This window comes from candidate division WOR-3 bacterium (assembly GCA_039804025.1).
GTDB lineage: Bacteria > Hydrothermota > Hydrothermia > Hydrothermales > JAJRUZ01 > JBCNVI01.
The window spans coordinates 14530-40221 of sequence record JBDRZP010000012.1; the positions used below are offsets into that span (position 1 = coordinate 14530).

The window sequence follows — 25692 nt, forward strand, 5'->3', positions numbered from 1 at the left end:
AGGTGTAAAATGAGGAGTTTTATATTTTTTTTAATTTCAGTTTATTTTACATTAACGTATTCGTGCGTTAGGATAGGTAGGGAAATACCACAGAATCCTGAAAAGGGAGGTGTTCTTGCGATTGGTATTACACAGGATTTTGAATCACTTATTCCCGCATTTCCTTCAACAAGACAGGATAATTCAATTTTTGATTTAATTTACTATCCCCTTATAAGAGTTGAGAAAAATAAAGTATATCCCGGTATAGCTTCAGAATGGGAATTTTCAGAAGATCTTAAAACGATTACTTTTTATATAAGGAAGGATGCAAAATGGCATGATGGACAACCTGTGACTGCTTCAGATTTTATATTTGCCTATAACTTAATAACTTCACCAAATTCAAATTCTTTATTAAAAGGCAATTTCAGATTTGTAAAGAACATAGAAAAGATTTCTGATTATGTCCTCAAAATTGAATTCACTCATACTTACTCTTCCCAATTAATTGACTGTGAAATATACCCTTTACCTGAACACATATTAAGGGATGTTCCGGATATAAGAAACTCTGAATTTTCTATTAAACCTATCGGTAATGGTCCCTATAAAGTTGTTGATTACATAAAAGGTGATAGACTTGTTCTTGAGAGGTTTAATGGATTTTTTGAAAAAACAGGTTTTGTAGACAGAATAGTTTTTAAAATTTATGATACTCCAGCCGATGTGGCTGAAGCATTAAAAATGGATCTAATTGATATTGGTTTTTCTTTGATTCCTGAAGTTATATTACACGGGTTAAAGGATTTTGATAAAGGGAAGATAAAGAATTATGAATCAAATAGGGTTATTTTTATAGGATGGAATTTAAAAAAAGAGCCTTTTAATAATCTTGAATTCAGAAAAATTATATCAGGCTTATTAAATGTTGATTCTATAATTAAAAATGTTTTTAAGGGATATGCTTCAAAAGCAAAATCAATTATCCCTCCTTCAATCTGGGCTTATGATAGCACCTTAAAAGACTTAGAAAAATCAAACTCTCATGAAGTAGTTTCTATTTTAACAAAATATGGATATACAAAAAGAAAACCTTTTCAGATTAACATTTTGTATGATAACACACAGGAATTATATATGAAAATTGCTGAAAATATAAAAAGAGACCTGGAAAACACAGGCGTTGTGAAAATTAATCTCCTTGCACTTCCACCTGTTGAATTTGTATCAAAACTTATATCTTCAGATTTTGATGCTTTTATACTTTCCTATCCTCTCAATGAAAAAGTAGATCTAAGTCCTTTATTGGAGAGTGGTGGAATTTTTAATTTTATGGGTTATAGCAATAAAAAGGTGGATTCTCTTTTAAACCTATCAAGGATGACTTTAAATAGAAAAAATGCAAAAAAAATGCTATCCTCTCTACAAATGATACTTCAGAAAGAGTTACCTATCACCCCCCTTATAATTCCTCAGGAAATCTTTGCATTTTCTAACAGGATTAAGAATATAGAGAACTATGCTTCCGGTATTCTTATTTCTAACCTTGACCTTGTATGGATTCCCTCAGCAAGTAGAACTGAAAGGGTGAGTTTTGAAATAAAAAGGGAAATGCCAAAGCCTGAAACTGAGGTTATTTCTGAGAGAAAAATAGAAAAAGAAGAATTAAAAGCTATACCTGAAGAGCCAAAACCAGTAAAAGTTACTCAACCTGAGATAACGGCTGAGGAACTTTTACAAAAAAGAATAGCAGAGGAAGCTGCAAAAAAAGTAGAGGTACCTCCAGTTGAGGAGAAAAAAGAAGAGGTGAGTGAAGCACCAAAAGAAGAAAAAATAGAAGAGACTCCACCGCCTCAAACTCTTATTCCAGCTGTTATGCCAGTGGTGAAACAGGAGGTAAAACCCAGTTATCCGGATATTGCAAAGAAGCTGGGTGCAAGGGGAGTTGTGTATTTAAGGGTTCTTGTTGATGAAACCGGAAGAGTAAAAGATGTAAAGGTTACAAGGAGTAGTGGTTATGATTTTCTTGATAATTCTGCTGTTGAAGCAGCAAAGGGTTACATATTTGAACCTGCAAAAGACCAAAATGGAAATCCTATAGCTGTATGGGTTCCTCTAACCATAAGATTCTAAACTAAAAATTAAATTGTGAATATTTTTGATTTTATAGAAAGAAAAGATGAAAATTTTTCTACTGATGAATTTTATATGAAAAAAGTTTTAGAAATAGCAAGATTAGGTGAGGGTAGAGTATCTCCAAATCCTTTAGTAGGTGCCATTGTGGTAAAAAAAGGAAGAATTATATCAATTGGTTATCACATGGGACCCGGAACAAAACATGCAGAGAGAATGGCTCTTGATTATTTACCTTCAGATATAGAAGGTGCAACTCTTTATATAAACCTTGAACCCTGTGTTCATTATGGTAGAACACCTCCCTGTGCTCCTTATATTGTTGAAAAGAAAATTAAGGAAGTTATTATAGGAAATGTTGATCCTGATGAAAGAGTGAATGGAAAAGGAATAGAATATTTAAAAAAAAATAATATAAAAGTAAGAACAGGGATCTTGGAAGAGGAATGTAGGGATCTTAACAGGTTTTACTTTACTTATAAGATTAAAAAGAGACCATACATAACTTTAAAATTTGCAATGACATTAGATGGCAAAATTGCCTTGGCGGATGGAACATCTAAATGGATTTCAAGCGAAGAGGAAAGGGAATTTGTTCATTATTTAAGAGGAAATTATGATGCTATAGTTGTAGGTAAAGGAACTTTTTTAAAAGATAACCCTTTTTTAACTCCAAGAGAAGTTTTTTCCTTCAGAAGACCTTTCAGATTTATCTTATGGGGAAAAGAAAATTTTGAGTTTAAAAATCAGAATTTCTTTAAGGACGAAAAAGGGTTTATAGTTGTTTCAGAGGATTATGAGGGGAATAATTATGATTTTTTACTTAAAATTAAAGGAAAAGGAAGAGTTAATTTAAGAAATTTTATTAAAAAACTTTTTAAAATGAATATAACTTCATTACTTGTTGAAGGTGGAAGCAATATTTTATCAGCCTTTTTAAAAGAAGGACTCTTTGATGAGATTCATACATCTTATTCTGGAAAAATAGCAGGTGATGGAATTTCACCATTAACAGGGTTAGGTTTTAAAAAATTTATGAAAAATTTTGAGATAAAAGATATAAAGATTTTTAAGTCAGATGTTTATATAATATGGAGGAAAAAAAATGAAAACTGAAATGAGAGTTTGTTACTGCGGTGAAGTTGATAGTAAATATGTAGGAAAAAATATCACTTTATGTGGATGGTTAAAAAGAAAAAGAGAAATTGGTAAGATTTCATTCTTTGTTCTTGAGGATAGAGAAGGAGAAATTCAGATTGTAGTTGAAAATGAAGAAATAAAAAATAAAATTAAAAATTTACCCCTTTATTCAACTTTAAAAGTAAAAGGAATAGTAAGAGAAAGACCAGATAAGGATAAAAATCCGGAAATGAAAACAGGCGATGTTGAGGTTCTTGCTCAAGAAATTGAATTTTTTTCAAAATCTAATATACTTCCTTTTTTACCTGATGAGGATAAAGAAGTTTTTGAGGAAACAAAATTATCATATAGATTTCTTGACTTGAGAAGCAAAAAGAAGAAGGAAGTTTTTAAACTAAGAAGCCAGGTTAAATTTATAATGACTAAAACTTTAATCGAAATGGGATTCATTGAAGTTGAAACTCCATACCTTTCAAAAAGCACACCAGAAGGAGCAAGGGATTTTTTAGTTCCATCAAGACTACATAAAGGAAAATTTTACGCCCTTACCCAATCACCACAGATGTATAAACAGATTTTAATGGTATCTCAGTTTGATAGATATTTCCAATTTGCAAGATGCTTTAGAGACGAAGACTTCAGAAAAGATAGACAACCAGAATTCACACAACTCGATATAGAAATGAGTTTTATAACTGAAGAAGATATTTTTTACTGTGTTGAAAAAATATTTTATGAAGTTTTTAAAGAAATTTTTAAAAAAGAATTAAAAATACCCTTTGAGAGAATGACTTATGAAAAAGCTCTTGAATTATATGCCTCTGATAAGCCGGATTTGAGGTATGATTATAAATTTGAAGATTATAAAGATATTCTGGGACAATTAGAAATTTTCAAAAATTATAAATATGTTAAAAGTATATTTTTTCCTTACAAATTTTCAAGAAAATTTATTGATGATTTAGAGCAAGAGCTTAAAAAAGAGGGACTTCCTGGATTGGGTTGGGTTGTTTTAGAAGGAGGGGAATTAAAAGGTCCATTTAAGAAATTTTTTAATAAGTCGGATTTTTCTTCAGAAGGAGTAAGGTTTGTAATTGCGGGTGATGAAGAGAAGATTTTTAGGTGGTGTTCTTTATTGAGAGAAAAAGTTATTGAAGAGTTAAAAAATATTGATTCAAAAGATGAGTTTAAATTTTTGTGGGTAACTGATTTTCCTCTTTTTGAAGTGAATGAAGAAGGGGTTATAGTTCCCGCACATCATCCTTTTACCATGCCGAAGGATGAAAACTGGAAATTTGAGCCTTTAAAGGCAAAATCAAGGGCTTATGATCTTGTTTTGAATGGTTATGAGATTGGTTCAGGAAGTATAAGGATAAGTGAACCAGAGTTGCAAAGAGAAATTTTTAGATTTCTTGGGTATAGTGAGGAGGAGATAGAGGAAAGATTTGGGTTTCTTTTAAAGGCTTTATCTTATGGAGCACCTCCCCATGGTGGTATAGCACTTGGTTTTGATAGAATAATAATGATTTTAGGAAAGGAAAAGAGTATAAGGGATGTTATAGCTTTTCCAAAGACAGCACAGGGTATAGGTCTTCTGGAGGGTTGTCCATCATCTGTTTATAAAGAGCAGCTTGATGAACTTGGTATTGAAATAAAGGAGGTAAAAAACAAATGACAGAAAAAAAACTTGTTGATTCTAATGAATTTTCAAGGATAATTGAGAGGTTATGTTCTGAAATTCTTGAGAGGCATTCTGAGGGTGATATTGATATTGTTGGTATACAAACAAGAGGGGTTTATATTGCAAAAAGGATTAAAGTTTTGCTTGAAGAAAGGTTGAATAAGGAAATAAATATGGGGACAGTGGATATAACATTTTACAGGGATGATTTAATGAAGTTATATGAGCAGCCGGAGGTTAAGGAGACAAACATTCCGTTTTCTGTTGAGGACAGGAAAATTATACTTGTAGATGATGTTATATTTACAGGAAGAACAATAAGGTGTGCAATAGATGTTTTACTTGATTATGGAAGACCGAAAAAGATAGAGCTTTTAGTGATGGTGGATAGAGGTCATAGGGAGCTTCCAATTCATCCTGATTATGTTGGGAGGAAAATACCAACTTCAAGGGATGAGATAGTGGATGTAAGGGTTAAAGAGGTTGACGGTGAGGATTCAATTATTTTGAGAAAGAAATCTTAAAGTAAAGATATGAAAGAAATCTTAAAGTAAAGATAATGTATCTTATGTTAACTTGATAAAATTCTTGAATTGTTTTATATTTTTTTCTCAATGAGTTAATTTTATTTTTAAAGCCGGGATAAAAGATTTAATTCACTCTTTTATTAACTGCTATGTTATATTATCAAAATGGTTCTTCTTTTTCTTAAAATAAAAAATGTTAATTTTTCTTTTTTCCTTTTATCTTTCTACACATGAGCCTGATATTTTTTCAGGTACTCCTCTATCTATTTTTAATCCACTTTTTTTACCCTATGTTTATACTGATTCAGTAAATGATTTTTCTCCTAACTATTTTTATAAAAACCTTAATTATAAATTTATTGAGCCTGACTCAGATGGAATTATGACAAGATTTTTACTTTACAGAACCATTTTGAGTACTGAACAAAACAGTATTTCAAGTTTTTTACCATTTTTTAATGGAAACATAAAATCTCTTTTTTATTTTTCCCTTTTTAGAAATAGAGAAAATTATAATTTTTCAAAACATAACTATTATATAGCTTTAAAATCAAAATCAATCCCCTTATACTTTGAACTTGCCAATTTTGACGCAAACCCATTTCAAAAAGAATATTCTTTAAAAAATTACTCTATCTCCCTTAAATTACTTTTCTTTTATATCTTCTTTTCTGAAGAAAAAGGATTTTTCAAAAGAAATAAATACAGTATAAAATTCTATAATCTCTTTAAAAATCTATATTACACTTTTGAATTTTCTAATTATAATTTTTATTTTCAGAATAAAAGGAATTTTAAAAATTTTAAAGTTAATTTATCTCTGCCTTTTGCTTTCACAAATATTGAACAAGGTAAAGAATCACAGGATGGAGAAAGATATGTTATTGATGCAGGATTAAATATAAAATTTGTAAAATTTTCTTACTTTATCCAGAAATTAATATTTCCTTTACCTTTTGATAGTTTAAGAGAAACATTAAATTATAAAAGTCCTGTTAGAAAAAGAGGCTTTAAAATCTCCCTAAATTACAAAAACAAAATAACAGGTTTAAATTTAGAACTTGAATACTTTAATACAAAGGACCTTTTTATCACTTTACCCTTTACTATAAAACCTCTCCTCTACTCTGGAAACTTTCTATCAATATTTACCTGTGATTCAATTGAATTATTTGATAAAATAAGATTTTTTTTAAAATATAAAAATTTAAAATCAAGTTCTTTTAATCATAAGCTTTACAGTTTTTCTTTAAAATTATTTCTTTTAAAGAATCCTGAAAAAAATTATTTAATCTATTTAAAAGGAAGTTTTAATTCCTTTGATAAAAATTATTTATTTAATTTAAGTCTTGAAGGTAATTTTTATTCCTATTTTATGATTTCTTTTTCTTACAATCAGCCTATGGGGGGAAATTTCTTTTATCCTCAAAATTATTCTCCCTTTCCCTTTTATTCCATCAAAATTTTGGCAAATGTTCCTGATTGAAATTTTTTTATTAATATTCATAGAATTTAAAGAATGAAAAAGGGATTTACCCTTGTTGAGCTTTTAATTGTAGTTGTTATAATTGGAATACTTTCAAGTATAGGAATAGTAAATTATATAAGACTTGTTAATAACGCAAGGGAAGCCTCTTTAAAAAATAATATGCATATACTTCATACTGTTGTTGAAATTTTTTCTGTTACATCTCTTGGTCAATATCCAGGTGGTATTGATACAAAGGTTAAGGATGTTAATCCTTCTTTAGTAAGTCATCCAGATGGAGAAAAATCAATTGCTGATGGTAGAAGAAAGCCGCCTTTTTCTCAAAATGCTCTTCTTCTCCCCCATGAGAGTTTTAGAAATCCTTTTTTTCCCTATGAAAATGCAGTAGAAAATCTTTTTTCAGGTCCGCCTCCTGTTCCACCAATAGGGTGTGTTTATTATACAGGATTTAAGGAAGATGGAAATATTGCAACTGAAGGAGAAGCTGCTTCTAAATATGTGATAACCGCCTATGGATTAAAAGGTCCCCTTGATTTAACTCTTCCTTAAAATATAATAATTTAAAATGAATATTGTTGAGGTAAAAAATTTAACAAAATATTTCATAACCGGGTTTAAAAAAAGAAAAGTTTTGAATTCTATATCCTTTAATATAGAAAAAGGGGAAATTGTTGGTTTTTTAGGACCAAATGGTGCTGGTAAAACAACTACAATAAAAATTTTAACAGGACTTTTGAAATATAATGAAGGGGAAGTAAAAATTTTTGATTTAAAACCAGGGGACAAAAATGTTAGGAAAAAAATAGGTTTTTTGCCAGAACAGCCTTATTTTTATGACCATCTTTCAGGTTATGAATTTCTTGAATTAATTGGTGAGCTTTACGGAATTAATAAGAAAGTATTAAAAGAAAAAATAAATGAACTCCTTGAAATAGTTGGTTTAAAAGGAGATGGACATAAAAGGATAAGGACTTATTCAAGGGGAATGCTTCAGAGAATAGGAATAGCAAGCAGTCTTATAAGAGACCCTGAATTTTTAATTCTTGATGAGCCTTTAACAGGGCTTGACCCGATTGGTAGAAAAGAAATAAAAGAACTGATTTATGAGCAAAAAACAAAAGGTAAAACTATATTTTTTTCCTCCCATATTCTTTCAGATGCTGAGGAAATATGTGACAGGGTAATTTTAATTTTCAGTGGTGAAATAATAAAAGAGGGTCCTTTAAGTGAAATATTAAGGGAGAGAGTAAAAAGTTATGAGATAGTTTTAAAAAATGTTAATGAAGAGAATTTAAAGGGCAAAAATTTTGAAAAAAAGGGTGATGAAATTGTTTTGAAACTTCTGGATGAGAATATAGAAAAAGTTTTAAGAGAACTTTTTGAGAAGGAAAAAAATTTAAAAATTATAAGAATTACTCCTGAACTATATACCCTTGAAGAGTGGTTTGTTGAAATGGTGAAAGGGAAATGAAGGGAGTAATTGCAATTGCAAAAAATACTTTTAAGGAGTTAGTAAGACAGAAGATATTTTTTATAATTGTAATTTTTGGTTTTTCAATGCTTTTTATTTCCTTTTTTCTTTTTCCCTTATCAGTAGGTGAACAATCAAAAATAATAAGGGATTTTGGGCTTTCTGCAATCACATTTTTTAATACTATACTTGTTATAATTGTAGGTGGTTCTCTATTACATAAGGAATTTGATAAAAGAACGATTTATCTTATTGTTACAACACCTGTAGAAAGAAGAGAGATAATTATAGGAAAATTTTTTGGTTTTTTAGTTCTTATATTGATAAATATAATAGGTATGTCAATTTTTCATCAAATATTAATATTTTTAACTGATGGAAAATTTGATTTAAAGATTTTTATAGCTCTTTATCCTTTTATTTTTGAAATTTCTATAATAATTTCAATACTTATTTTCTTTTCAACTTTTACAGGTGTTATTTTTTCTGCTTTTATGGGTTTTATTTTTTATGTTATAGGACACCTAATTGAGTCCTTAAAGCTTTTTTCAGAGATTTCTAAATCGCTTTTTTTGAAAATTATAAGTTATTTTCTATATTACTTTTTACCCAATCTTGAGCATTTTAATATAAAAAATAATATTGTTTACGGTGAGATTCCTGGAAAAGAATATTTCCTTTTTTCCACTTCTTATGGACTTATTTATATAATTCTTTTACTTTATATTTCATCTCTTATTTTTGAGAAAAAAGAGTTTAGATGAAAAATTTTTTTTATGTTTTTCTTTTATTTTTAATTGTTATAAACCTTTCATATAGACTTGATGAAATAAGAGGTGTAAAAGAAAAAGTAGAGGAAATTCTTTATCTTCCAAAAGGTGAAATTTTAAAATATATAGCCCTTGACCACAGGAATACTGTATCAGATTATTTCTGGTTGCTTTTTATTCAATATTATGGACATCATCTTCAAACAGACCTCCAATTCCCCTATTTATATCCCATTACAGATATTATCACAGACCTTGATGAAAAATTTCTTCATGCCTATACATTTGGTTCTGTTAATATTGCTCATCATTTAAAGGATAAATTAAGTGTTACAAAACTTCTTATGAAAGCTATGTATAAGAATCCTGAAAAGTGGGAATACCCTTTCTGGATGGGTTTTTTAAATTATGTTTTTTTTAAGGATTATAAAACTGCTGGAATATTTTTTAAATTATCAACATTTAAAAAGGATGCTCCACCTGTTTGTTATAGATTTTATGCTTTTACTTATTATAAAAAACTTAAAAACCTTGAGGTGGCTCTTAAATTATGGGAATATATGTATAACAATGTAAAAAGTGAAGTGGAAAAGGAAATTGCAAAGGATTACATAAAAAGAACAATAATGAAAATACATATGAGAGATTTAAATATTTTAATAAAAAAATTTAAAGAAAAAGAGGGATACTCACCTTTATCTCTCAGGGAACTTGTGGAAAAGGGATATATAAAAGAAATACCAAAACACCCTTACGATGGTTATTACATAATAAGAGGCGATACAGTGGAATCCATTATTCCTAAAAAATGATTTGCAAATTGCAAAAATTATTTGCAAAATGCAAAAAAAAATCAATGAAAATTAAAGGAAAAATAAAAGATATAATTCTGGAATGAATTTTGCTTTATTATATAATTGAAAATTGAGTTTGTTTGGGTTCGAATCCCAGTGAAATAAAAGGAGGTAAAAAAAATGAAAAGAGGTTTTACCCTGATAGAGCTACTCATCGTGGTGGTGATCATAGGTATACTGGCTGCTATAGCCATACCTAACTTCATAGGAATGGTTTCAAGGGCAAAGGATGCTGCAGTAAAGGCAAATATGCATACTTTACAGCTATCACTTGAAGATTTTTCAACCCATTCACAGGGGCTATATCCTGGAGGTCTTGGTAATACGGTAAATGATATTGTAGAACCTGATCTACCTGATAATCCAGGAAATTATTCAATCACCGGTGGTGTTGATGCTGCTACAGGGGCAGACCTTGCAAGTGCAAATGCAGATCCGGGAGCAGGTGAAGCTAGATTATTGCCTGGTAATATGAAGAATCCAGTTGTTGCAAGTAATAATGTAGTGTCAAGTCCTGGTAAAGTTACATATAATGCTACAGACCAGACTACTTATGGTGTTGTTTCTTATGAAGGTTATGATGCTGCGGGGAACTCTGTTAGTACAGGAGCTCAAGCTTTCAGATATGTGATATGGGGTTCAGGTTCAAAAGGTCAGTTACCTGATTCTCTTACATCAGGACAGTAATCCTCTTTTTTTTAAAATACTCAGGAAGAAGGGGGGGAATTTCCTCCCCTTCTTATTTTTTTAATGTGATTTCACTTTTAAAATTTAAATGAAATCTTTTCCTTAAAGTAGGTTAGAATATAAAAGTAAAACAGCTTGCTTTTACGGGGATGGGTGCTTCAAGGCTCACTTTTCCACATCTCTAAATGAAAGAGTAAAGGTTTTCAAAGTATTCTCTTCCTTTTTCAATTCCCTTAATTAACTTTATATTTAGATTTCTTGCATATTCTTCTGTTTCTGGATAAGGAAAAATTGCAACAATTATCTTTTCATCAATTTTTTCCCTTTCTTCCTTTTCATAAAATCTCACTGATCTTTCAAAACTTTCAATATCTCCGAGGGTTAGAGATGATTTTACCTCTATTGCTATTTTCTTTTTATCTTTTATTAATATATCTATTTCAGCTGTCCTTGGATATATAAAAAATTCAGAATTTTTGTCAAATCTTCTCCATTTTATAACTTTATAATCAAGTTTTGAAAGAACTTCTTCAAATCCCTTTCTAAAAGCTTCCTCAGCTCCTACTCCCCACCTTGAACCAATAGCTGAGATTGTGTCTCTCAAAACCTTAAATCCATTCTCCATTTTTAATGTAAGAACTTCAAATCTTTTATCAATTTCTTCAAATCTCTTATTAATTTCTTCAAATCTTCTTTCAATTTCTTCAAATCTCTTATTAATTTCCTCAAATCTTTTATTAATTTCTTCAAATCTCTTATTAATTTCTTCAAATCTTTTACTATTTTCTTCTCTTTGTGCTTTTAGTTCAAGAAGTATTTCTTTTATTTCCTCTTTTGTGGCAGCTTTTTTTTCAATCAATTCTTCAATTTTTAATCTTACAGAAGGATATTTCTCTATAATTTCTGGCAATTTCTCCTCAATTATCCTAATTATTTCCTCTTCAGATAAAATTTTTTTCATCATAAAATTATAAAAAGAAAAAGTAAAAATTTCAATAATTAGATGGTAATTATATGTCTAAATTCTGGACCTTCTTTGCATTTTGCATTATAAATTCCCTTCTGGGTTCTGTTTTTTCACCCATTAAAATTGAAAATAATCTATCTGCTTCTGCTGCATCTTCAAGGGTTACCTTTTTTAAAATCCTTCTTTCAGGATCCATTGTTGTTTCCCATAACTGCTCTGGATTCATCTCACCAAGACCCTTGTAACGTTGAATATTTACCCCATCTTCTCCTCCGATCTTCTTTAAAATTTCCTCCTTTTCTTCCTCTGAATAAGCATAATAAACCTTTTTTCCTTTCTGTAATCTGTAGAGGGGAGGCTGTGCTATATACAAAAATCCAAGTTCTATAAGTGGTTTCATATACCTGTAAAATAAAGTTAAAAGAAGTGTCCTTATATGACTTCCATCAACATCAGCATCAGTCATTATAATTATTCTGTGATACCTTATTCTTTCAGGTTTAAAATCTTCTTCATCAAAACCTATACCTATTGCCTGAAAAATTGTCTTAATCTCTTCATTTTTTAAAATTTTATCTATGGAAGCCTTTTCTACATTTAAAATTTTACCCTTTAAAGGCAAAATTGCCTGAAATTCCCTTGCCCTTGCCTGCTTTGCTGAACCACCTGCACTTTCACCCTCAACCACAAATAACTCTGCCTTTGAAGGGTCTTTAATAGAACAATCAGCAAGTTTTCCTGGAAGAGAAACTGATTCTAAAAGAGATTTTCTTTTTGTTAATTCCCTTGCCTTTTTTGCTGCTTCCCTTGCCCTTGCTGTTGCTATAACAAGTTTAACTATTTCCTCAGCAACAGAAGGATTTTCCTCAAGAAATCTGTAAAACCTGTCGTAAAATACTGATTCCACAATACCTTTTACATTTGAGTTTCCAAGTTTTGTCTTTGTCTGACCTTCAAACTGTGGTCCTGGCATTTTAACATGAATACAGGCAGTTAAACCTTCCCTTGTGTCTTCTCCCTGAATCTCAATATCGTTTGATTTAAGCAAATTGTTCTTTTTAATATAATCAACTATTACCCTTGTAAGAGCTGACTTAAAACCAGTAACATGAGTTCCACCTTCATGGGTATTGATGGTATTGACAAAACTTAAAATATTTTCATATTGATAATCTGAGTTATATTCAAGAGCTATTTCAACTTCAATATCTTCCCTTTTTGCTTCCATCCAGAAAGGCTCATGAATTGGTTTCCTGGCCTCATCAAGGAATTTTACAAAGTCTTTTAATCCACCTTCTGCATAAAATTCCCTTTCCCTTCCATCTCTTTCATCAAAAACTTTAAGTCTTAAACCCTTAACAAGAAAAGAAAGTTCTTTTAATCTTCTTTCAACAATTTCAAACTCAAATTCTGTTTTTTTAAAAATTTCAGGGTCAGGCTTAAATCTCACCTCTGTTCCACTCTCCTCTGTTTTACCTATTTCTTTGAGTTCAGTAATTTTTTTTCCTCTCGAAAATTTTTGGTAATAAATTTTTCCATCCCTTTTTACTTTTACTTCAAGAAATTCTGAAAGGGCACATACAACTGATGCCCCAACTCCGTGAAGACCACCTGAAATCTGATAGATTTTCTGATCAAACTTTCCTCCAGCGTGAAGATAGGTGAATACAATCTCAACTGCTGGTTTTTTTTCTGTTGGGTGGAGATCAACCGGTATTCCTCTTCCATCATCTTTAACAGAACAGGAACCATCAGAATGAAGGATTACTTCAATATTTTTTGCATAACCGGCAAGAGCTTCATCAACTGAATTATCAAGGATTTCAAAAATTAAGTGGTGAAGTCCCCTTTTTCCAACATCTCCTATATACATTGCAGGTCTTCTTCTAACACCTTCTAAACCTGGTAAAATTTGTATTTTAGATGCATCGTATCTTTCTGTCATATTATTCCATCCTCCTTGTAAATTTTATTTCTTTTACAATTTTTCTCTTAAAAAAATTATTTATTTCTTTTATAATCTCCTTCTTTAAATTATATATTTCTGACCTCATAATTGAATCACTTGAAAAAAGATAAAGAATTCCATCCTTGCAATTAACTGCCTTTACTTTTAAAGCTATACCCTCCCCTACAATTTTCTCCCATTCCTTTATAACCTGATATTCATAAAATCTTTTTTCAAGCCCTTTCTTTCTAAAAAATTCAAAAAGAATATTGCTTAAATTTTCCATTTTACAAAACTATTTTATTTTTTATATCAAGATCCTTCAGGGATGTAATAATAATCTGACCTTCCCATTTTCCAATAAAATCTTTCACCAGATTAAAATCAAGAATTGAAAAAGGGTCATCTAATAAAAGTAAGGGTAAATTTCCACTTTCTTTCATCATTTCAGCAATAGCAATATAAAAATAAAATAAAAAAATCCTTTTTTCACCCTCCGAACACTGCGTTTTTAATTCAAAACCATCTTTTAAAAAAGTAATTTTATCCCTTGAAATACCAAAAAGAGTAAAACCTTTTTCTTTCTCCTTTTCAAAATCATACTCCAAAACCGAAGGTTCATAATTTATAAAAACATTTAAATAGTTTTTCATAACTTCCTCTATTTTTTTAATATATATTATACGTTTACTCTGCAATATTTTTCCATTATCTTGAAGCAATTTCTTAAAAGGGTCTATATTTTCTTTAATATTTTTAAGATATTTATTTCTTTGTTCAAGAATCCTGTTGTAATTAAGTAAGATTTTAAAATATTCATTATCCAAAAGGGAGAAAAGGTAATTTATTTCTCTGAAAAGTTCGCTTTTATTCCAGAATATTATTTCTTTTTTTGAATGAAAAAAAATAGTGGGTAATTTTTTAAAAACATAGGAATAGGATGGAACTTTTTTATTATTAAAGTAAAGATTTTTTTTATCCTTTTCTATCTCAAGTTTTATTTCGTATTTTCCATTTTTGGAATTTCCTTTACAGAAAATTAGGGAAAATTCTTTACCTTTTTTAATAATTTCAGAATTACTTGCTCCTTTCAAGTTTCTCGGATAGCTGAGAAGGTGTATTGCTTCAAGAATTGTTGTTTTCCCTGCTCCATTTGGTCCTGTAATAAGGTTTACTCCTTCTTTAAAGAAAAATTCTTTCTTTTCAAATTTTCTGAAATTTTGCAAAAATAGATAGTTTATTAACATGCATTTTAAAAATTATAAGCTAAAAAATATTGATTTTCAAATTCAGTGTAGAATTCCATAAGAATACCATAACAATATTGAATTTTTCCGGCTCAATAAAATTAAAAGAAGTGCCTCCTACAAAATATTCTTGTATAGTGTATTTTGCGCACCATAAAATTATAGAACCTTTGTTTTTTGGAAAATTAAGGGTGAAGATAATATGAGGGATAATAGAAACAATATTCTAAAAAACTTGTTACTTTATACCTTAAAAGGTGTAGCTTTCCATCTAAAGATTTTAAAAAATTGGTAGCGAAATATAGCGCAACCTAAAGGTTGCGGCTACAATAAAATTATGGTAATAAATGTTTAAAAAATTTAAAAAATTGGTAGGAATATAACGCACCCTAAAGGGTACGGTTACCATAAAATTATAGAATATGGTAATAAATGTTAAAAAATTTAAAAAATTGGTAGGCGCAGGCTTTAGCCTGCGAATTTTTACCTTTTCCCATTATCTAATATTTCTTTAAAATTTTTCATCAGTGGAATTTTAAATATTGATTTTTAAAATTTTTACTTTTATATATAAAAATGTTTATTCTTTCCTTTGAAACCTCCTGTGATGAAACTTCGGTTGCTATTTTACAAAATAAAAAAGTAAAATCCCATATTCTATCCTCTCATATTTCAGGAATTGAGTTTGGGGGTGTAATGCCTGAATTTTCTTCAAGAACTCATATGGAAATAATTGTCCCATCACTTAAACTTGCAATTGAAATTGCTAAGATTGATATAAAAGATATAAATTTAGTTTCAGCAACTCAGGGACCAGGTCTTATAGGTTCTCTCCTTGTGGGTTATGTGTTTGGTAAATCCCTGGCTTCTTCTTTACAAGTTCCCTTTTACGGAATAGATCACCTTGAAGCACATCTTTTTTCAGTATTTATCGATAGAGATCCTGATTTTCCAATACTTTCTCTCCTTGTTTCAGGAGGACATACAGAACTATTTCTCCTTGAAGGCATAAATGAAATAAAATATCTTGGTGGAACACTTGATGATGCAGGAGGTGAATGTCTTGATAAGGCTGCAAGGCTTTTTGGTTTTAAATATCCAGGAGCAAAGAGACTTTCTGAACTTGCTAAAAAAGGTGATAAAAATTTTGTTAAATTTCCTCTTCCACAAACTAAACCTTTTACTTTCAGCTTCAGTGGTTTAAAAACTGCATTAATAAGGTATATTGAAAAGCTAAATCCTGAGGAATTTGAAAATTTAAAATCCCATATTGCAGCCTCTTTCCAGGAAACTGTGTTTCAGCATATACTGGAAAAAGTCAAAGAAGCTATACATGTTCTTAATTTAAAAAATTTAACAATTTCAGTTGTAGGAGGTGTAGCAGCAAATGAGAGATTAAGAGAGTTGTTCTATGAAAATTTTGATAAAGTTTTGTTTCCTCCTATAGAATACTGCGGGGATAATGCTGTAATGGTTGGGATTAGAAGTTATTATCTTCATAATAACAAAAAAAATACTTTGGAATTTTATGATGTTTATACAAAATATCCTTTTCAAACAAAAGGAGGGTAAAAATGCTTGAAATAAAATTTGGTGAAGTTTCTGAACAAATAAAAGATAGAGAGGCTGACATAATTATTCTCGGAGCAGGTCCTGCTGGGCTTTCAGCTGGTTTATACGCAGCAAGAGCTAACCTTAAAACAATAATTCTTGAAAAGGAAACAATCGGAGGGCAACTTTCCCTTACCGAATGGATAGAAGATTATCCAGGTTTTCCAGATGGAATTAATGCAAGCGAACTTATAAATTTAATGAGAAAACATGCTGAAAATTTCGGAGCAAAAATACTTATAGAAAAAGCTAATAAAATTGAATTACTTGATAAAGGTTATAAAAAAGTTATCACTGATAGAGGCGAATGGATAACAAAGGCCATAATCGTAGCAACAGGAGCACATCATAAAAGACTCGGTGTAAAAGGTGAATTAGAACTTATGGGAAGAGGTGTTTCAAATTGTGCTGTATGTGATGGTCCGTTTTTTAAAGATAAAGAGATTGTTGTAGTCGGAGGAGGAGATTCTGCTGTAACAGAAGGTATCTATTTAACAAGATTTGCTAAAAAAGTTTATATTGTCCATAGAAGAGATAAATTCAGAGCACAAAAGATTTATATTGAAAGGGCTAAAAATAATCCTAAAATTGAATTCATTCTTAATACTGTTGTTGAAGAAATAAAAGGAGAAAAAAAAGTTGAGGGTGTTGTTTTAAAAAATGTAATAACCGGAGAAGTATGGGAAATGCCTGTTTCTGCTGTTTTTATATTCATTGGACTTTTGCCAAATTCTGAAATTCTTGAAGGCTTAACCCCCCTTGATGAAAGAAAAGCTGTGATTACAAATGAGAAAATGGAAACTTCTATTCCAGGAATTTATGCAGCTGGAGATGTAAGGAATACGACTCTGAGACAAGCAATTACAGCAGCTTCAGATGGAGCAATTGCAGCAATGATGGCTGAAACTTATATAAATGAAAATTTCTAATTTTAAATTGAATTTTAATTTAAAATATATTATAATTTTATATGATTGAACTTGGATATTCTTCTTTATTTGGATCCTTTTTATCCTTTCTTTTAGCAGTTATTTTATTTATAACCGGAATAAAAAGAAAGGATTTGCTTTTTTATGAATCAGGTAAAAGGGCTATTTTTTTAGGTTCTTCCTTTATAATTTTATCTTCCCTTTGTCTATGGTATCTTCTTTTAATTTCAGATTTCAGGGTAACATACGTGGCGAATTACACTTCAAAAAATCTACCTTTTATCTACAAATTTTCTGCTTTCTGGGCTGGAATGGATGGTTCAATGCTTTTCTGGGTTTTAATACTTTCAATTTATTTTTTGATTTATATCTTTTCAGCAAAATCAGAAAACTTACATAGATTAATTTCTTACACTGTTATTTCAATTGTCATTCTTTTCTTCACATTTATAACTTTCTTTTTAACAAATCCATTTAGAACACTTCCTTTTACTCCTCCAGATGGAAGAGGTTTAAATCCTCTGCTCCAGAATATATGGATGCTTATTCATCCTGTTGCCATATATTTTGGATTTGTTGGTTTTACCATTCCTTTAAGTTATGCAATAGCAGTTTTTCTCAAAGGTGAAAGAAAAGACTTTTCTTTGGAAATAAGAAAATGGACTCTTATATCTTGGCTCTTTTTATCCATAGGTATTGTTCTTGGAGGAAGATGGGCATATGTTGAACTTGGATGGGGTGGATACTGGGCATGGGACCCGGTTGAAAACGCATCTTTTCTACCATGGCTTACTGCAACTGCCTTTGTCCATACGCTTTTTATTCAGGAAACAAAAAAAATGTTAAAATTATGGAACCTTTCTTTAATAATAATTACTTTTATACTTGTTGTTACAGGAACCTATATTACAAGAAGTGGGGCTCTTTCGTCAGTCCATGCTTTTGCAGAAAGTGAACTTGGACCATATTTTGGTTCTTTTGTTCTTTTGAATTTATTCTTTCTATTTTTTGCTTTATTTAAATATAGAGGAAAATTAAAAGATGAAGGAGAAAAATTCAGCATTTTTGGGCTCGAAGGTTTGATTTTAATTTTACTTTTTTCCCTTATTGCTATAACCATAATAACCCTTATTGGAACCTTTTATCCAATTATTACAGGCTTAATTCTCGGTCAAAAGATGGAAGTTACTCCTCTATTTTTTGTAAGGGCTACAGGTCCATTTTTCATCATAATTCTTATACTTTTAGCTATTTATCCCTTTACATACAAAAATTCTTCAAAATTTTTCTTTTTAATTTCCTTTTTAGCTTTCCTTTTAGTTTCATTTTTTGTATTTATAAAAATATCAAAACATCCAGGAGCCTTTCTTGGATACGGAGTCTCAGCCTTTGCCTTAGTTTCAAATATTTACCGTTATATACATGATATTAAAATTGGAGGATTAAAATTAAATGAATATTTTGTAAGAAAGACTGGCTCTTTTTTTATTCATTTTGGTATTGTTCTTTCAGCAATTGGTATTATTTCTTCTTATGGATTTAAAGAAGAAAAAGAATTTGTAGTTAAAAAAGGAGAAAGGGTTAATTTTAAAAATTTTGAAATTGAGTATATTGAATTATCAATGGCTTCGGGACAGAATTATGATGAAGTTAGAGGAGATTTTTTAGTTAAAAACTCTGGAAGAATAAAAGGAAAACTTTCACCTGCTTTAAGGTTTTATCATAACTGGGAACAACCATCAGCTGAGATGGATGTATTGCCACTTTTAAATGGAGATATTTATGCAGTTATTCAGGGATGGGAAGAAGATGAGACTGTCTATATTCAAGTTTTTTATAATCCGCTTATACAGCTCGTTTGGTTTGGAACATTTTTATTATTCATAGGTGGTGTTTTTGTAATTATAACAAAAAGGAAAAAATAATGATAAAAATTTTTTACATAACCTTTTTTATTTTTATAATCTTTTATTTTGTTTTTGAGCCTTTATTTAGAAAAAGATAAAAATTTTATAATTGATTTTTTTTGTAAAAAACTTTAAAATTTTAATTAATGCACTATGAGGTGTGTTTAAGATGCGGTTCAGAAATTGATAGAAAGGGATTTTTTTGTCAAAATTGTGGTTTTTTCATAAGTAAAGATTTTACAGAAAAGGAACTTCTGGTTTTTAGAATGGATATAATAGGATTTACTCATCTAACAGAAAAAATAGAACTTTTTGACTTAAAAATAAATCTTTCCCTTTTATTTTCCAATTTAAGAAATATAGCAGAAAAAAATGGAGGATATGTTAACCAATATATAGGTGACGAGATTGAAATTTTATGGGGACTTGTAAAAAAATTTGAAAAAGCTGAATTTTTTAGCTTTTTAAAAGATATAAAGGATTTTTTTAACTCAAAACTTTTGAAAGTAAATTTCAGAATACGTATGTTTGGTGGATATGGTAACACAATAGTTTTTCCAGTTAAAACAGGAGAAAAGGCATATTTAATACTTATTTCTGATTTTATTGATAAAATTAATGATTTAAAAACAATTGTAAAAGAAGGAGAAATCGGTTTAATAGGAGAACCAGAGAAAATTTTTGAAGGAGATATGCTTGAAAAAAGAAGCTTTGATAATTTTACTTTTTATATTTTAAGGGAGGTAGTCTTACATGGAGCAAATTGAAAATTTATTAGTAGAACTTTTAAAACAAATGGGGGTAGGTTTAAATTATTCAAAAATGTATCCACCCGGACACCCTGCTTTTACGAGATTAGCAGAACAGTTTTTAGAGGTTATAAAAAAATTTCCAACCAAATACAGAACAATATCAATTTATTTCTTTGAAAATATAATTCTATTTGAGGACACAAGAATGGATATAAGTAAAATTCCTGCAATCCAATCTCTCTCAAAACAACTGTCAAAATATAAAATTGAAAGTATCTCAATTGATAGAGATGTTACCCAAGAAGATGTAAAAGGATTTTTTGAAGTTTTTACTCTTCCGGCAAAAAAATTTTTAGAAACACAGGATCCAACAGAATTTCTGCTTCAAAAAAATATTGAAAAAATAAGATTCAATGAAGTTAAATTTGCTTTAACTTCATCCACCACTGAGAAGGAAATAAAGTTTGATCTTGATTCGGTTTTGAGAGAAATAGAAAATACTGATGACCCTCTTCATTTTATTAACTCAATACCAGGTGAAGATATTCTTACTAAGACTAAAACTCTTGTTAAAAATGCAAAAAAAATAAATCCTCTACAATTATCAAAGGTTTTTTCTTCAATAATGATGGAAGGGGGTGAAAATCTCCTTTCTGAATTTTTGAAAGATGAAGAAATCAAAAATAAAATCAGAGAGATAATGGCTTCTATGGATGAAAGTGATTTTTTACTTATTCTTTCTGAAATACCAAGGGAAAAAAGAAGTGATATTTTATCATTTGTCCCTGAAGATAAAAGGAAAGAAATTTTGAATAAAATTCCGAGTTTTTTAATTCCCCGTGAGGAAGAAGGTGTAAGTTATGTAAAAAAAGAGAAAACTTATGAAGGAACTATTTCACCTCATATTTATGAAGAAGTTCGGGCTGGTTCTGAAATTGAAGAAAAAATTGATAAAATTTTTAATAAAATTGAGGAATTAAAGGATGAAGAAAAAGAAAAGGAAATAAGAGAAATCTTTTTAAAAATGGTTGGAATTGATCTTAAAGAGGATTTTGAGAGTTCTAAAATTTTAAGTGTTGTTTCTGCTTTAAAAATAGTTGCCTATTATTTACTTGAAAAATATGGAGAAGAAGGTTTTTCGGGCCTCTCACTTATTGTTTCGCAGATTCTTAAAATTTTATCTCCTTCTTTAAAAAGAAGGTTCCTTCAAGAATCAGAAAAACACAGGGAAATTGCCCAATCAATAAGAAAAGTTCTTGAGGAAATGAAGGATGAAGAACTTATTTCTCTTTTATCTGGTATAAAAGAAGGAGATACGGATGTTCCAGACACAATTAAAGATATTCTTCAAAAAAGGAAAGTCTTCACAAAGGGTGATATTTCTTATCAGGATAAAGAACTCGAAATGCTCGAAAGAGTGACGAGGGAAAAAAGGCTTGTTATAACAGGTGAAAAGAAATTGAAATTTATGGAAAAGGAACTTGAAGAGGGAATTGGTGCCTCTGAAATGGATCTTGTCCTCGAACCACTCTTAGAAAAACTGAACAAAGGAGACGAAAATGAAAGAAGTTCAGCTGTTAGTGCTATTGCTGCTTTGGCAGTTTCCTTTATAAAGTCAGATAAATTTGGACCACTTGAAAAATTAATAAATCTTATAAAATCAAAAATACAAGAAGAGGAACATCCAGCTGTTATCTTTTCATATATTGATGGTCTTGAAAAAATTGTAGAAATTGCAAAGATAAAGGGGAAAGATTTTATTGTTGAAGATATACAGAAAACTTTTAGAGATTTACTTGATTCAGAATCAAAGAAAAAAATGGCAATAAGAGCACTTGGAAAAGTAGGTACTCAATTTGCCTTAAGGATGCTTCTAACAGCTCTATGGGATGAAGATACAGAAATAGAAGTGAAAGAGGCACTTCTTTCTTCAGGTAAGGAAGGATTTAATGCGCTTAAAGAGATTTTTCCAGAAATTGAGAATATAAATATCAGAAGAAGAATAGCTAAAATTCTTGCAGCTTTTCCACCAGATTATAGGAAGGAATTTTATGAAGCTCTTGAAGAAGAAAACTGGAAAACACAAAGAGATATAGTGTTTATACTCGGGGAAAGTAAAGATGAAGAAGGTTTACCTCTTTTAGTAAAATTTTTAAAAACCGGTCAGGATATAGTAAGATTAGAGGTGCTCAGAGCTTTATCAAAAATTAATAATCCAAAAGTTGAGGATGATATTATTGAGGTTTACATTGAATATCCTGGAAAGGAAGTCAAAATAGAATGTATAAGAACACTTTTAAAAATAGGGACTGAAAAAAGTGTGGATGTAATCTCTAAGTTTATTAAAGAAGCAATTGAAAAAGAAGATTTTAACGAACTTGTAATTCCTGCTTTTAATTTTGTAATGAAACATTCACCTGAAAAGGTATATCCTTTTATAGAAAAGATTTTATTTGAAAAAACATTTTTAAAGAAACCTAAATATCCTTCTGGAATAAGAACAGAATTAGTAAGAGTTTTATCAAAATATAAAACAGAAAAAATCAAAAGTTATTTAGAGGAACTTATTAAGGACCCTGATTCTTCTGTAAAACTGGCAGCAACTATGGGATTAAGGAGATTTGAAAGTGATAGAAACTGAAAATAGAATTCAATGTAAGAGATGTAAATCTTATGTTAGAGATATCTATAACTTTTGCACATATTGTGGTTTAAAAGTAAAAGATGTAAAAGTTATTGTTCCTGATGAAGCAAAGATTGCAATTTCTCTTAGAAAAAAATATGTTATTTCTTTCTTTCTGAGTCTAAAATGGAAAACCAAAATAAATGCTCTTTTAATTTCTAAGTTCCACTATTTTTTAAAAAAAATTGATGAACTATGTGTTAATTATGATGGTTTTTTTGAGAAATTCAATCATTTTGAAGGCGGACTTGTTATATTTGGTTATAATGAATTTGAAAGAGACCTTATTTTTAAAGTTCTTGATTTTTCTTTTAAAGTTGAAGAGTTAATTAAAAAAAATTTTTCCGATTTATGTGAGTATGGTATAGGAATATGTTCTGGATGGGCATTCTTTGGAGAAATTGAATCAGGAAATAGCATGTCTATAACAGCTCTTGGTGATTGTGTGAATACCTCTGCAAGACTTTCTACTCTATTTAATAATAGAAAATATGTTTGTGTTGATATATACGAAACTGCTATGAATTTTTATGAATTTGAACATATGGGAAAAATCAAGTTAAAAGGAAAATTTGATAGAATTGATGTTTATGCTTTAATTTCCGAAAGAAAAGAAATTATTTATGAGGAATTCCGAGTTCCCTATATAGAAAGAAGTGATGTTAAGGAAAGATTAGAAGCAATTATAGGTGAATGGGAAAAGGGAGAAACTAAAAGTGTAATAATAACAGGTGAAGCAGGAATTGGAAAAACATTTCTTGCAGAAAATTATCTAAAAAAATTAAAAGATAAAGGTTTTATTATAAAACTTAAAGGAAGTGAGATATATTCTAACGAACCGCTCTACCCTTTCAGGTTATTTATTGAGAATTCCTTAAATAAAGAGGAATTTAAATTTATAAAAAGATATCTTGAAACTTTTTTAAAAAGCTTTTCTTATTTTTTTGAGAAAATAGAAGAAAAACCCAATAGAGAAAAACTTAAATATCTTTTATTTGATCTTTTAAGAGTTATATGCAATAAAAAAGGTAACCTTATTATATTTTTTGATGATATAGATAGAACTGACCCTTTTACCATTGAATTTATAAACTTTTTAAAATCAAAAATTGAAAAAACCCTGATTATTTTAACAGGGAGAGTCTTACCAACATCTTTAGACCCTAAAAATGTTTATAGAATCAATTTGAGAGCTTTTGATTATGATGAAACAAAAGAATTAATATTAAAATACTTTCCTGATGTAAGTCCAGAGATAATTCTTGAAATTCACCCCAAAACCGGAGGTATCCCTCTATTTATAACTCAGTATTTGAAAAGTTTAAAAATAAGAAAAAAAGATATTAAAGAAAAACCTGAACTTCCACTTTCTTTAATAAGTTTTGTTCTCTCACCGATTCAGGAACTTACTGAAGGAGAGAGAGATCTATTGGAAATATTAAGTGCTGTTACTGAACTTGACCTTGATTCTCCTCTTTCAAAATACTTCTCTCACAAAATAGAAAAAAATTTAGACAAACTTATTTTAAATGATATTTTAAGAATTGAAAATAATAGAATTGTATTTGTTAATCCACTTGTTAGAGAGGTGATTTATGAGTCTCTTCCGGATTTAATTAAAGAAAGGATTCATAAAGAAATTGTTGATGCTGTTTTAGATAGTCCCTGGGCTGAAGAGAACCCTTACTTTGTTTTTATAAACTCTTTAAAGGCGAGAGAATATGATAAAGCATGGAAATACGGTATAAAGAGTTTAAAAAAACTTTTAAGAGAAGGAACGGGTTTTATACCGAATTTTATTTTTGAAAAAATAGATGATGAGGTTTTAAAAAACTATAAAGTAAAACCCCTTGATATGGGTGATTACTTTTTCCTGAAAGGAGTATATTCTTTTCTTGCTAAAGATTTTGAAAAATCTATTCAACATTTTCACAAGGCACTACTTCTTACAGAGGAAAAAGATGAAAAATGGAATGAAATTAATCTTTATCTCTCAAAGTCTTATATTGAAAGGGGAAGTCTTGAATCTGCAAAAAAATTTTTGAGGGATATAAAAGTTAATGATGAAATTACCTCAGCTAAAGTTAATATAACATGGTCTTTTCTTTACCAGAAAGAAGGTCTATTCTTCGATTCGCTTATTTTTATGAGAAGAGCAAGTAATGAACTTAAAAAGAAGGGAGTTTTTCTTTCTGAATTTAAATTAAAACTTTCTGACCTTTTATTCTGGACAGGGAATCTTGAAGATTCTTTAAACACTATTCTTGATGCTGAGAAATCTTCCTATATGGAAATGAACTTTGAAAATTTAGTTGATGTTCTTAAAATAAAAGCTTTCCTGGGGATATTTTTGAAAAATGAGAATTTATTCAATTCTGCTTTTAAAACAGGACTATCTTTTTCTCAAAAATTTGAAAACCTTCCATATCTTTTTTATTTTAAAAATATTAAATCTCTTCTTGAAGGAGATGTAGCAACTACTTTAGATTTAAATCTTTCATTCCTAAGGGATCCTTATATATTCTTTTCGATTTTTCTTAATACAAATGAAGAGTTTTTTAAAAAAATAGATATAGAAGAAATAGAAGAAAATCCAAATTTCCCCTTTTACCAGAAGCTTTACATTAAAGCAATTAAGAAAATTAAGGAAAGCACAAAATTAAGTGAGGATTTGAAATTTCTATTTGAAGAAATTTTTAAATACCCTATACCAATATTACATATTATCATATTAAGAGAACTTTTAAAGATATGTAAAAAAATTGAAAGATACGATGCGGTGAGGTTTCTTCTTAAAAATTATATATATATATTTGAAGACTTGAAAAATAGAATCAAAAGTGATATTTATCGGACTGGATTTGAAGAAAACTCCTTCTTTAACCCTGAAAAAATTTTAAAAGAGTAATTTAAA

At 29.4% G+C, this 25692-nt stretch carries 20 protein-coding genes; 16 read left to right on the forward strand and 4 right to left on the reverse strand.

Features of this window, described 5'->3' with window-relative positions; all coding sequences use genetic code 11:
- Nucleotides 1-9: 9 nt before the first annotated feature.
- The 10 genes from ABIN73_05540 to ABIN73_05585 all read left to right on the forward strand — a co-directional run bounded on the left by ABIN73_05540 (nt 10) and on the right by ABIN73_05585 (nt 10734).
- Complete coding sequence (locus ABIN73_05540) at nt 10-2115, forward strand: TonB family protein (GenBank protein MEO0269184.1); 2106 nt, start codon at nt 10-12, stop codon at nt 2113-2115.
- Between the two features lie 15 nt (nt 2116-2130).
- Nucleotides 2131-3231 (forward strand): bifunctional diaminohydroxyphosphoribosylaminopyrimidine deaminase/5-amino-6-(5-phosphoribosylamino)uracil reductase RibD, encoded by a 1101-nt coding sequence (gene ribD / locus ABIN73_05545; protein MEO0269185.1) that lies wholly within the window; start codon nt 2131-2133, stop codon nt 3229-3231.
- Nucleotides 3221-4930: an aspartate--tRNA ligase gene (aspS, locus tag ABIN73_05550; protein ID MEO0269186.1), complete on the forward strand. Its 1710-nt coding sequence runs from the start codon at nt 3221-3223 to the stop codon at nt 4928-4930. The genes ribD and aspS overlap by 11 nt, the downstream gene beginning before the upstream one ends.
- The gene (pyrR, locus tag ABIN73_05555) at nt 4927-5460 is read left to right on the forward strand and encodes a bifunctional pyr operon transcriptional regulator/uracil phosphoribosyltransferase PyrR (protein MEO0269187.1); all 534 of its coding nucleotides are present in this window, start codon (nt 4927-4929) and stop codon (nt 5458-5460) included. Before aspS ends, pyrR begins: the two co-directional genes overlap by 4 nt.
- Before the next feature lie 196 nt (nt 5461-5656).
- The gene (locus ABIN73_05560) at nt 5657-6949 is read left to right on the forward strand and encodes a hypothetical protein (GenBank protein MEO0269188.1); all 1293 of its coding nucleotides are present in this window, start codon (nt 5657-5659) and stop codon (nt 6947-6949) included.
- A gap of 33 nt (nt 6950-6982) precedes the next feature.
- Complete coding sequence (locus ABIN73_05565; GenBank protein MEO0269189.1) at nt 6983-7501, forward strand: prepilin-type N-terminal cleavage/methylation domain-containing protein; 519 nt, start codon at nt 6983-6985, stop codon at nt 7499-7501.
- A 16-nt stretch (nt 7502-7517) separates the two neighbouring features.
- Nucleotides 7518-8423 carry an ABC transporter ATP-binding protein gene (locus ABIN73_05570; GenBank protein MEO0269190.1) on the forward strand — a complete coding sequence of 302 codons (906 nt, stop codon included), beginning with the start codon at nt 7518-7520 and terminating at the stop codon, nt 8421-8423.
- The gene (locus tag ABIN73_05575) at nt 8420-9187 is read left to right on the forward strand and encodes an ABC transporter permease (GenBank protein ID MEO0269191.1); all 768 of its coding nucleotides are present in this window, start codon (nt 8420-8422) and stop codon (nt 9185-9187) included. Before ABIN73_05570 ends, ABIN73_05575 begins: the two co-directional genes overlap by 4 nt.
- On the forward strand, nt 9184-10005 hold the full coding sequence (locus ABIN73_05580; protein MEO0269192.1) for a hypothetical protein: 822 nt from the start codon (nt 9184-9186) through the stop codon (nt 10003-10005). Before ABIN73_05575 ends, ABIN73_05580 begins: the two co-directional genes overlap by 4 nt.
- A gap of 162 nt (nt 10006-10167) precedes the next feature.
- Nucleotides 10168-10734, forward strand: coding sequence for a type II secretion system protein (locus ABIN73_05585; protein MEO0269193.1), 567 nt, complete (start codon nt 10168-10170; stop codon nt 10732-10734).
- A gap of 181 nt (nt 10735-10915) precedes the next feature.
- Here ABIN73_05585 and ABIN73_05590 read toward each other — a convergent pair whose 3' ends face one another.
- The 4 genes from ABIN73_05590 to ABIN73_05605 are packed head-to-tail and all read right to left on the reverse strand — an operon-like array spanning nt 10916 to nt 14896.
- Complete coding sequence (locus ABIN73_05590) at nt 10916-11695, reverse strand: DUF3782 domain-containing protein (protein ID MEO0269194.1); 780 nt, start codon at nt 11693-11695, stop codon at nt 10916-10918.
- A gap of 49 nt (nt 11696-11744) precedes the next feature.
- Nucleotides 11745-13646 (reverse strand): DNA topoisomerase (ATP-hydrolyzing) subunit B, encoded by a 1902-nt coding sequence (gene gyrB / locus ABIN73_05595; GenBank protein MEO0269195.1) that lies wholly within the window; start codon nt 13644-13646, stop codon nt 11745-11747.
- Nucleotide 13647: 1 nt separating this feature from the next.
- The gene (locus ABIN73_05600) at nt 13648-13935 is read right to left on the reverse strand and encodes a DUF721 domain-containing protein (protein MEO0269196.1); all 288 of its coding nucleotides are present in this window, start codon (nt 13933-13935) and stop codon (nt 13648-13650) included.
- Nucleotide 13936: 1 nt separating this feature from the next.
- Complete coding sequence (locus tag ABIN73_05605) at nt 13937-14896, reverse strand: AAA family ATPase (GenBank protein MEO0269197.1); 960 nt, start codon at nt 14894-14896, stop codon at nt 13937-13939.
- A 576-nt stretch (nt 14897-15472) separates the two neighbouring features.
- Here ABIN73_05605 and tsaD point away from each other — a divergent pair.
- The 6 genes from tsaD (at nt 15473) to ABIN73_05635 (ending at nt 25686) form a co-directional block, all read left to right on the forward strand.
- Complete coding sequence (tsaD, locus tag ABIN73_05610; protein ID MEO0269198.1) at nt 15473-16468, forward strand: tRNA (adenosine(37)-N6)-threonylcarbamoyltransferase complex transferase subunit TsaD; 996 nt, start codon at nt 15473-15475, stop codon at nt 16466-16468.
- 2 nt (nt 16469-16470) lie between these two features.
- On the forward strand, nt 16471-17436 hold the full coding sequence (trxB, locus tag ABIN73_05615; protein ID MEO0269199.1) for a thioredoxin-disulfide reductase: 966 nt from the start codon (nt 16471-16473) through the stop codon (nt 17434-17436).
- 41 nt (nt 17437-17477) lie between these two features.
- Nucleotides 17478-19361, forward strand: a complete 1884-nt coding sequence (locus tag ABIN73_05620; protein ID MEO0269200.1) for a cytochrome c-type biogenesis CcmF C-terminal domain-containing protein — start codon at nt 17478-17480, stop codon at nt 19359-19361.
- 128 nt (nt 19362-19489) lie between these two features.
- Nucleotides 19490-20110, forward strand: a complete 621-nt coding sequence (locus tag ABIN73_05625; GenBank protein ID MEO0269201.1) for a hypothetical protein — start codon at nt 19490-19492, stop codon at nt 20108-20110.
- Complete coding sequence (locus ABIN73_05630; protein ID MEO0269202.1) at nt 20097-22736, forward strand: hypothetical protein; 2640 nt, start codon at nt 20097-20099, stop codon at nt 22734-22736. Before ABIN73_05625 ends, ABIN73_05630 begins: the two co-directional genes overlap by 14 nt.
- The gene (locus tag ABIN73_05635) at nt 22723-25686 is read left to right on the forward strand and encodes an AAA family ATPase (protein ID MEO0269203.1); all 2964 of its coding nucleotides are present in this window, start codon (nt 22723-22725) and stop codon (nt 25684-25686) included. The genes ABIN73_05630 and ABIN73_05635 overlap by 14 nt, the downstream gene beginning before the upstream one ends.
- The last annotated feature ends 6 nt before the right edge of the window (nt 25687-25692 follow it).

What these genes read in the sequence shown, in the direction of transcription:
- aspS (MEO0269186.1), top strand. Translation starts at nt 3,221, where the DNA reads ATGAAAACTGAAATGAGAGTTTGTTACTGCGGTGAAGTTGATAGTAAA.
- ABIN73_05630 (MEO0269202.1), top strand. Translation starts at nt 20,097, where the DNA reads ATGGAGCAAATTGAAAATTTATTAGTAGAACTTTTAAAACAAATGGGG.
- ABIN73_05620 (MEO0269200.1), top strand. Translation starts at nt 17,478, where the DNA reads ATGATTGAACTTGGATATTCTTCTTTATTTGGATCCTTTTTATCCTTT.
- ABIN73_05590 (MEO0269194.1), bottom strand. Translation starts at nt 11,695, where the DNA reads ATGAAAAAAATTTTATCTGAAGAGGAAATAATTAGGATAATTGAGGAG.
- ABIN73_05605 (MEO0269197.1), bottom strand. Translation starts at nt 14,896, where the DNA reads ATGTTAATAAACTATCTATTTTTGCAAAATTTCAGAAAATTTGAAAAG.
- ABIN73_05570 (MEO0269190.1), top strand. Translation starts at nt 7,518, where the DNA reads ATGAATATTGTTGAGGTAAAAAATTTAACAAAATATTTCATAACCGGG.
- gyrB (MEO0269195.1), bottom strand. Translation starts at nt 13,646, where the DNA reads ATGACAGAAAGATACGATGCATCTAAAATACAAATTTTACCAGGTTTA.
- ABIN73_05565 (MEO0269189.1), top strand. Translation starts at nt 6,983, where the DNA reads ATGAAAAAGGGATTTACCCTTGTTGAGCTTTTAATTGTAGTTGTTATA.
- tsaD (MEO0269198.1), top strand. Translation starts at nt 15,473, where the DNA reads ATGTTTATTCTTTCCTTTGAAACCTCCTGTGATGAAACTTCGGTTGCT.
- ABIN73_05625 (MEO0269201.1), top strand. Translation starts at nt 19,490, where the DNA reads ATGCACTATGAGGTGTGTTTAAGATGCGGTTCAGAAATTGATAGAAAG.
- ABIN73_05560 (MEO0269188.1), top strand. Translation starts at nt 5,657, where the DNA reads ATGTTAATTTTTCTTTTTTCCTTTTATCTTTCTACACATGAGCCTGAT.
- ABIN73_05585 (MEO0269193.1), top strand. Translation starts at nt 10,168, where the DNA reads ATGAAAAGAGGTTTTACCCTGATAGAGCTACTCATCGTGGTGGTGATC.
- ABIN73_05540 (MEO0269184.1), top strand. Translation starts at nt 10, where the DNA reads ATGAGGAGTTTTATATTTTTTTTAATTTCAGTTTATTTTACATTAACG.
- ABIN73_05575 (MEO0269191.1), top strand. Translation starts at nt 8,420, where the DNA reads ATGAAGGGAGTAATTGCAATTGCAAAAAATACTTTTAAGGAGTTAGTA.
- pyrR (MEO0269187.1), top strand. Translation starts at nt 4,927, where the DNA reads ATGACAGAAAAAAAACTTGTTGATTCTAATGAATTTTCAAGGATAATT.
- ABIN73_05580 (MEO0269192.1), top strand. Translation starts at nt 9,184, where the DNA reads ATGAAAAATTTTTTTTATGTTTTTCTTTTATTTTTAATTGTTATAAAC.
- trxB (MEO0269199.1), top strand. Translation starts at nt 16,471, where the DNA reads ATGCTTGAAATAAAATTTGGTGAAGTTTCTGAACAAATAAAAGATAGA.
- ABIN73_05600 (MEO0269196.1), bottom strand. Translation starts at nt 13,935, where the DNA reads ATGGAAAATTTAAGCAATATTCTTTTTGAATTTTTTAGAAAGAAAGGG.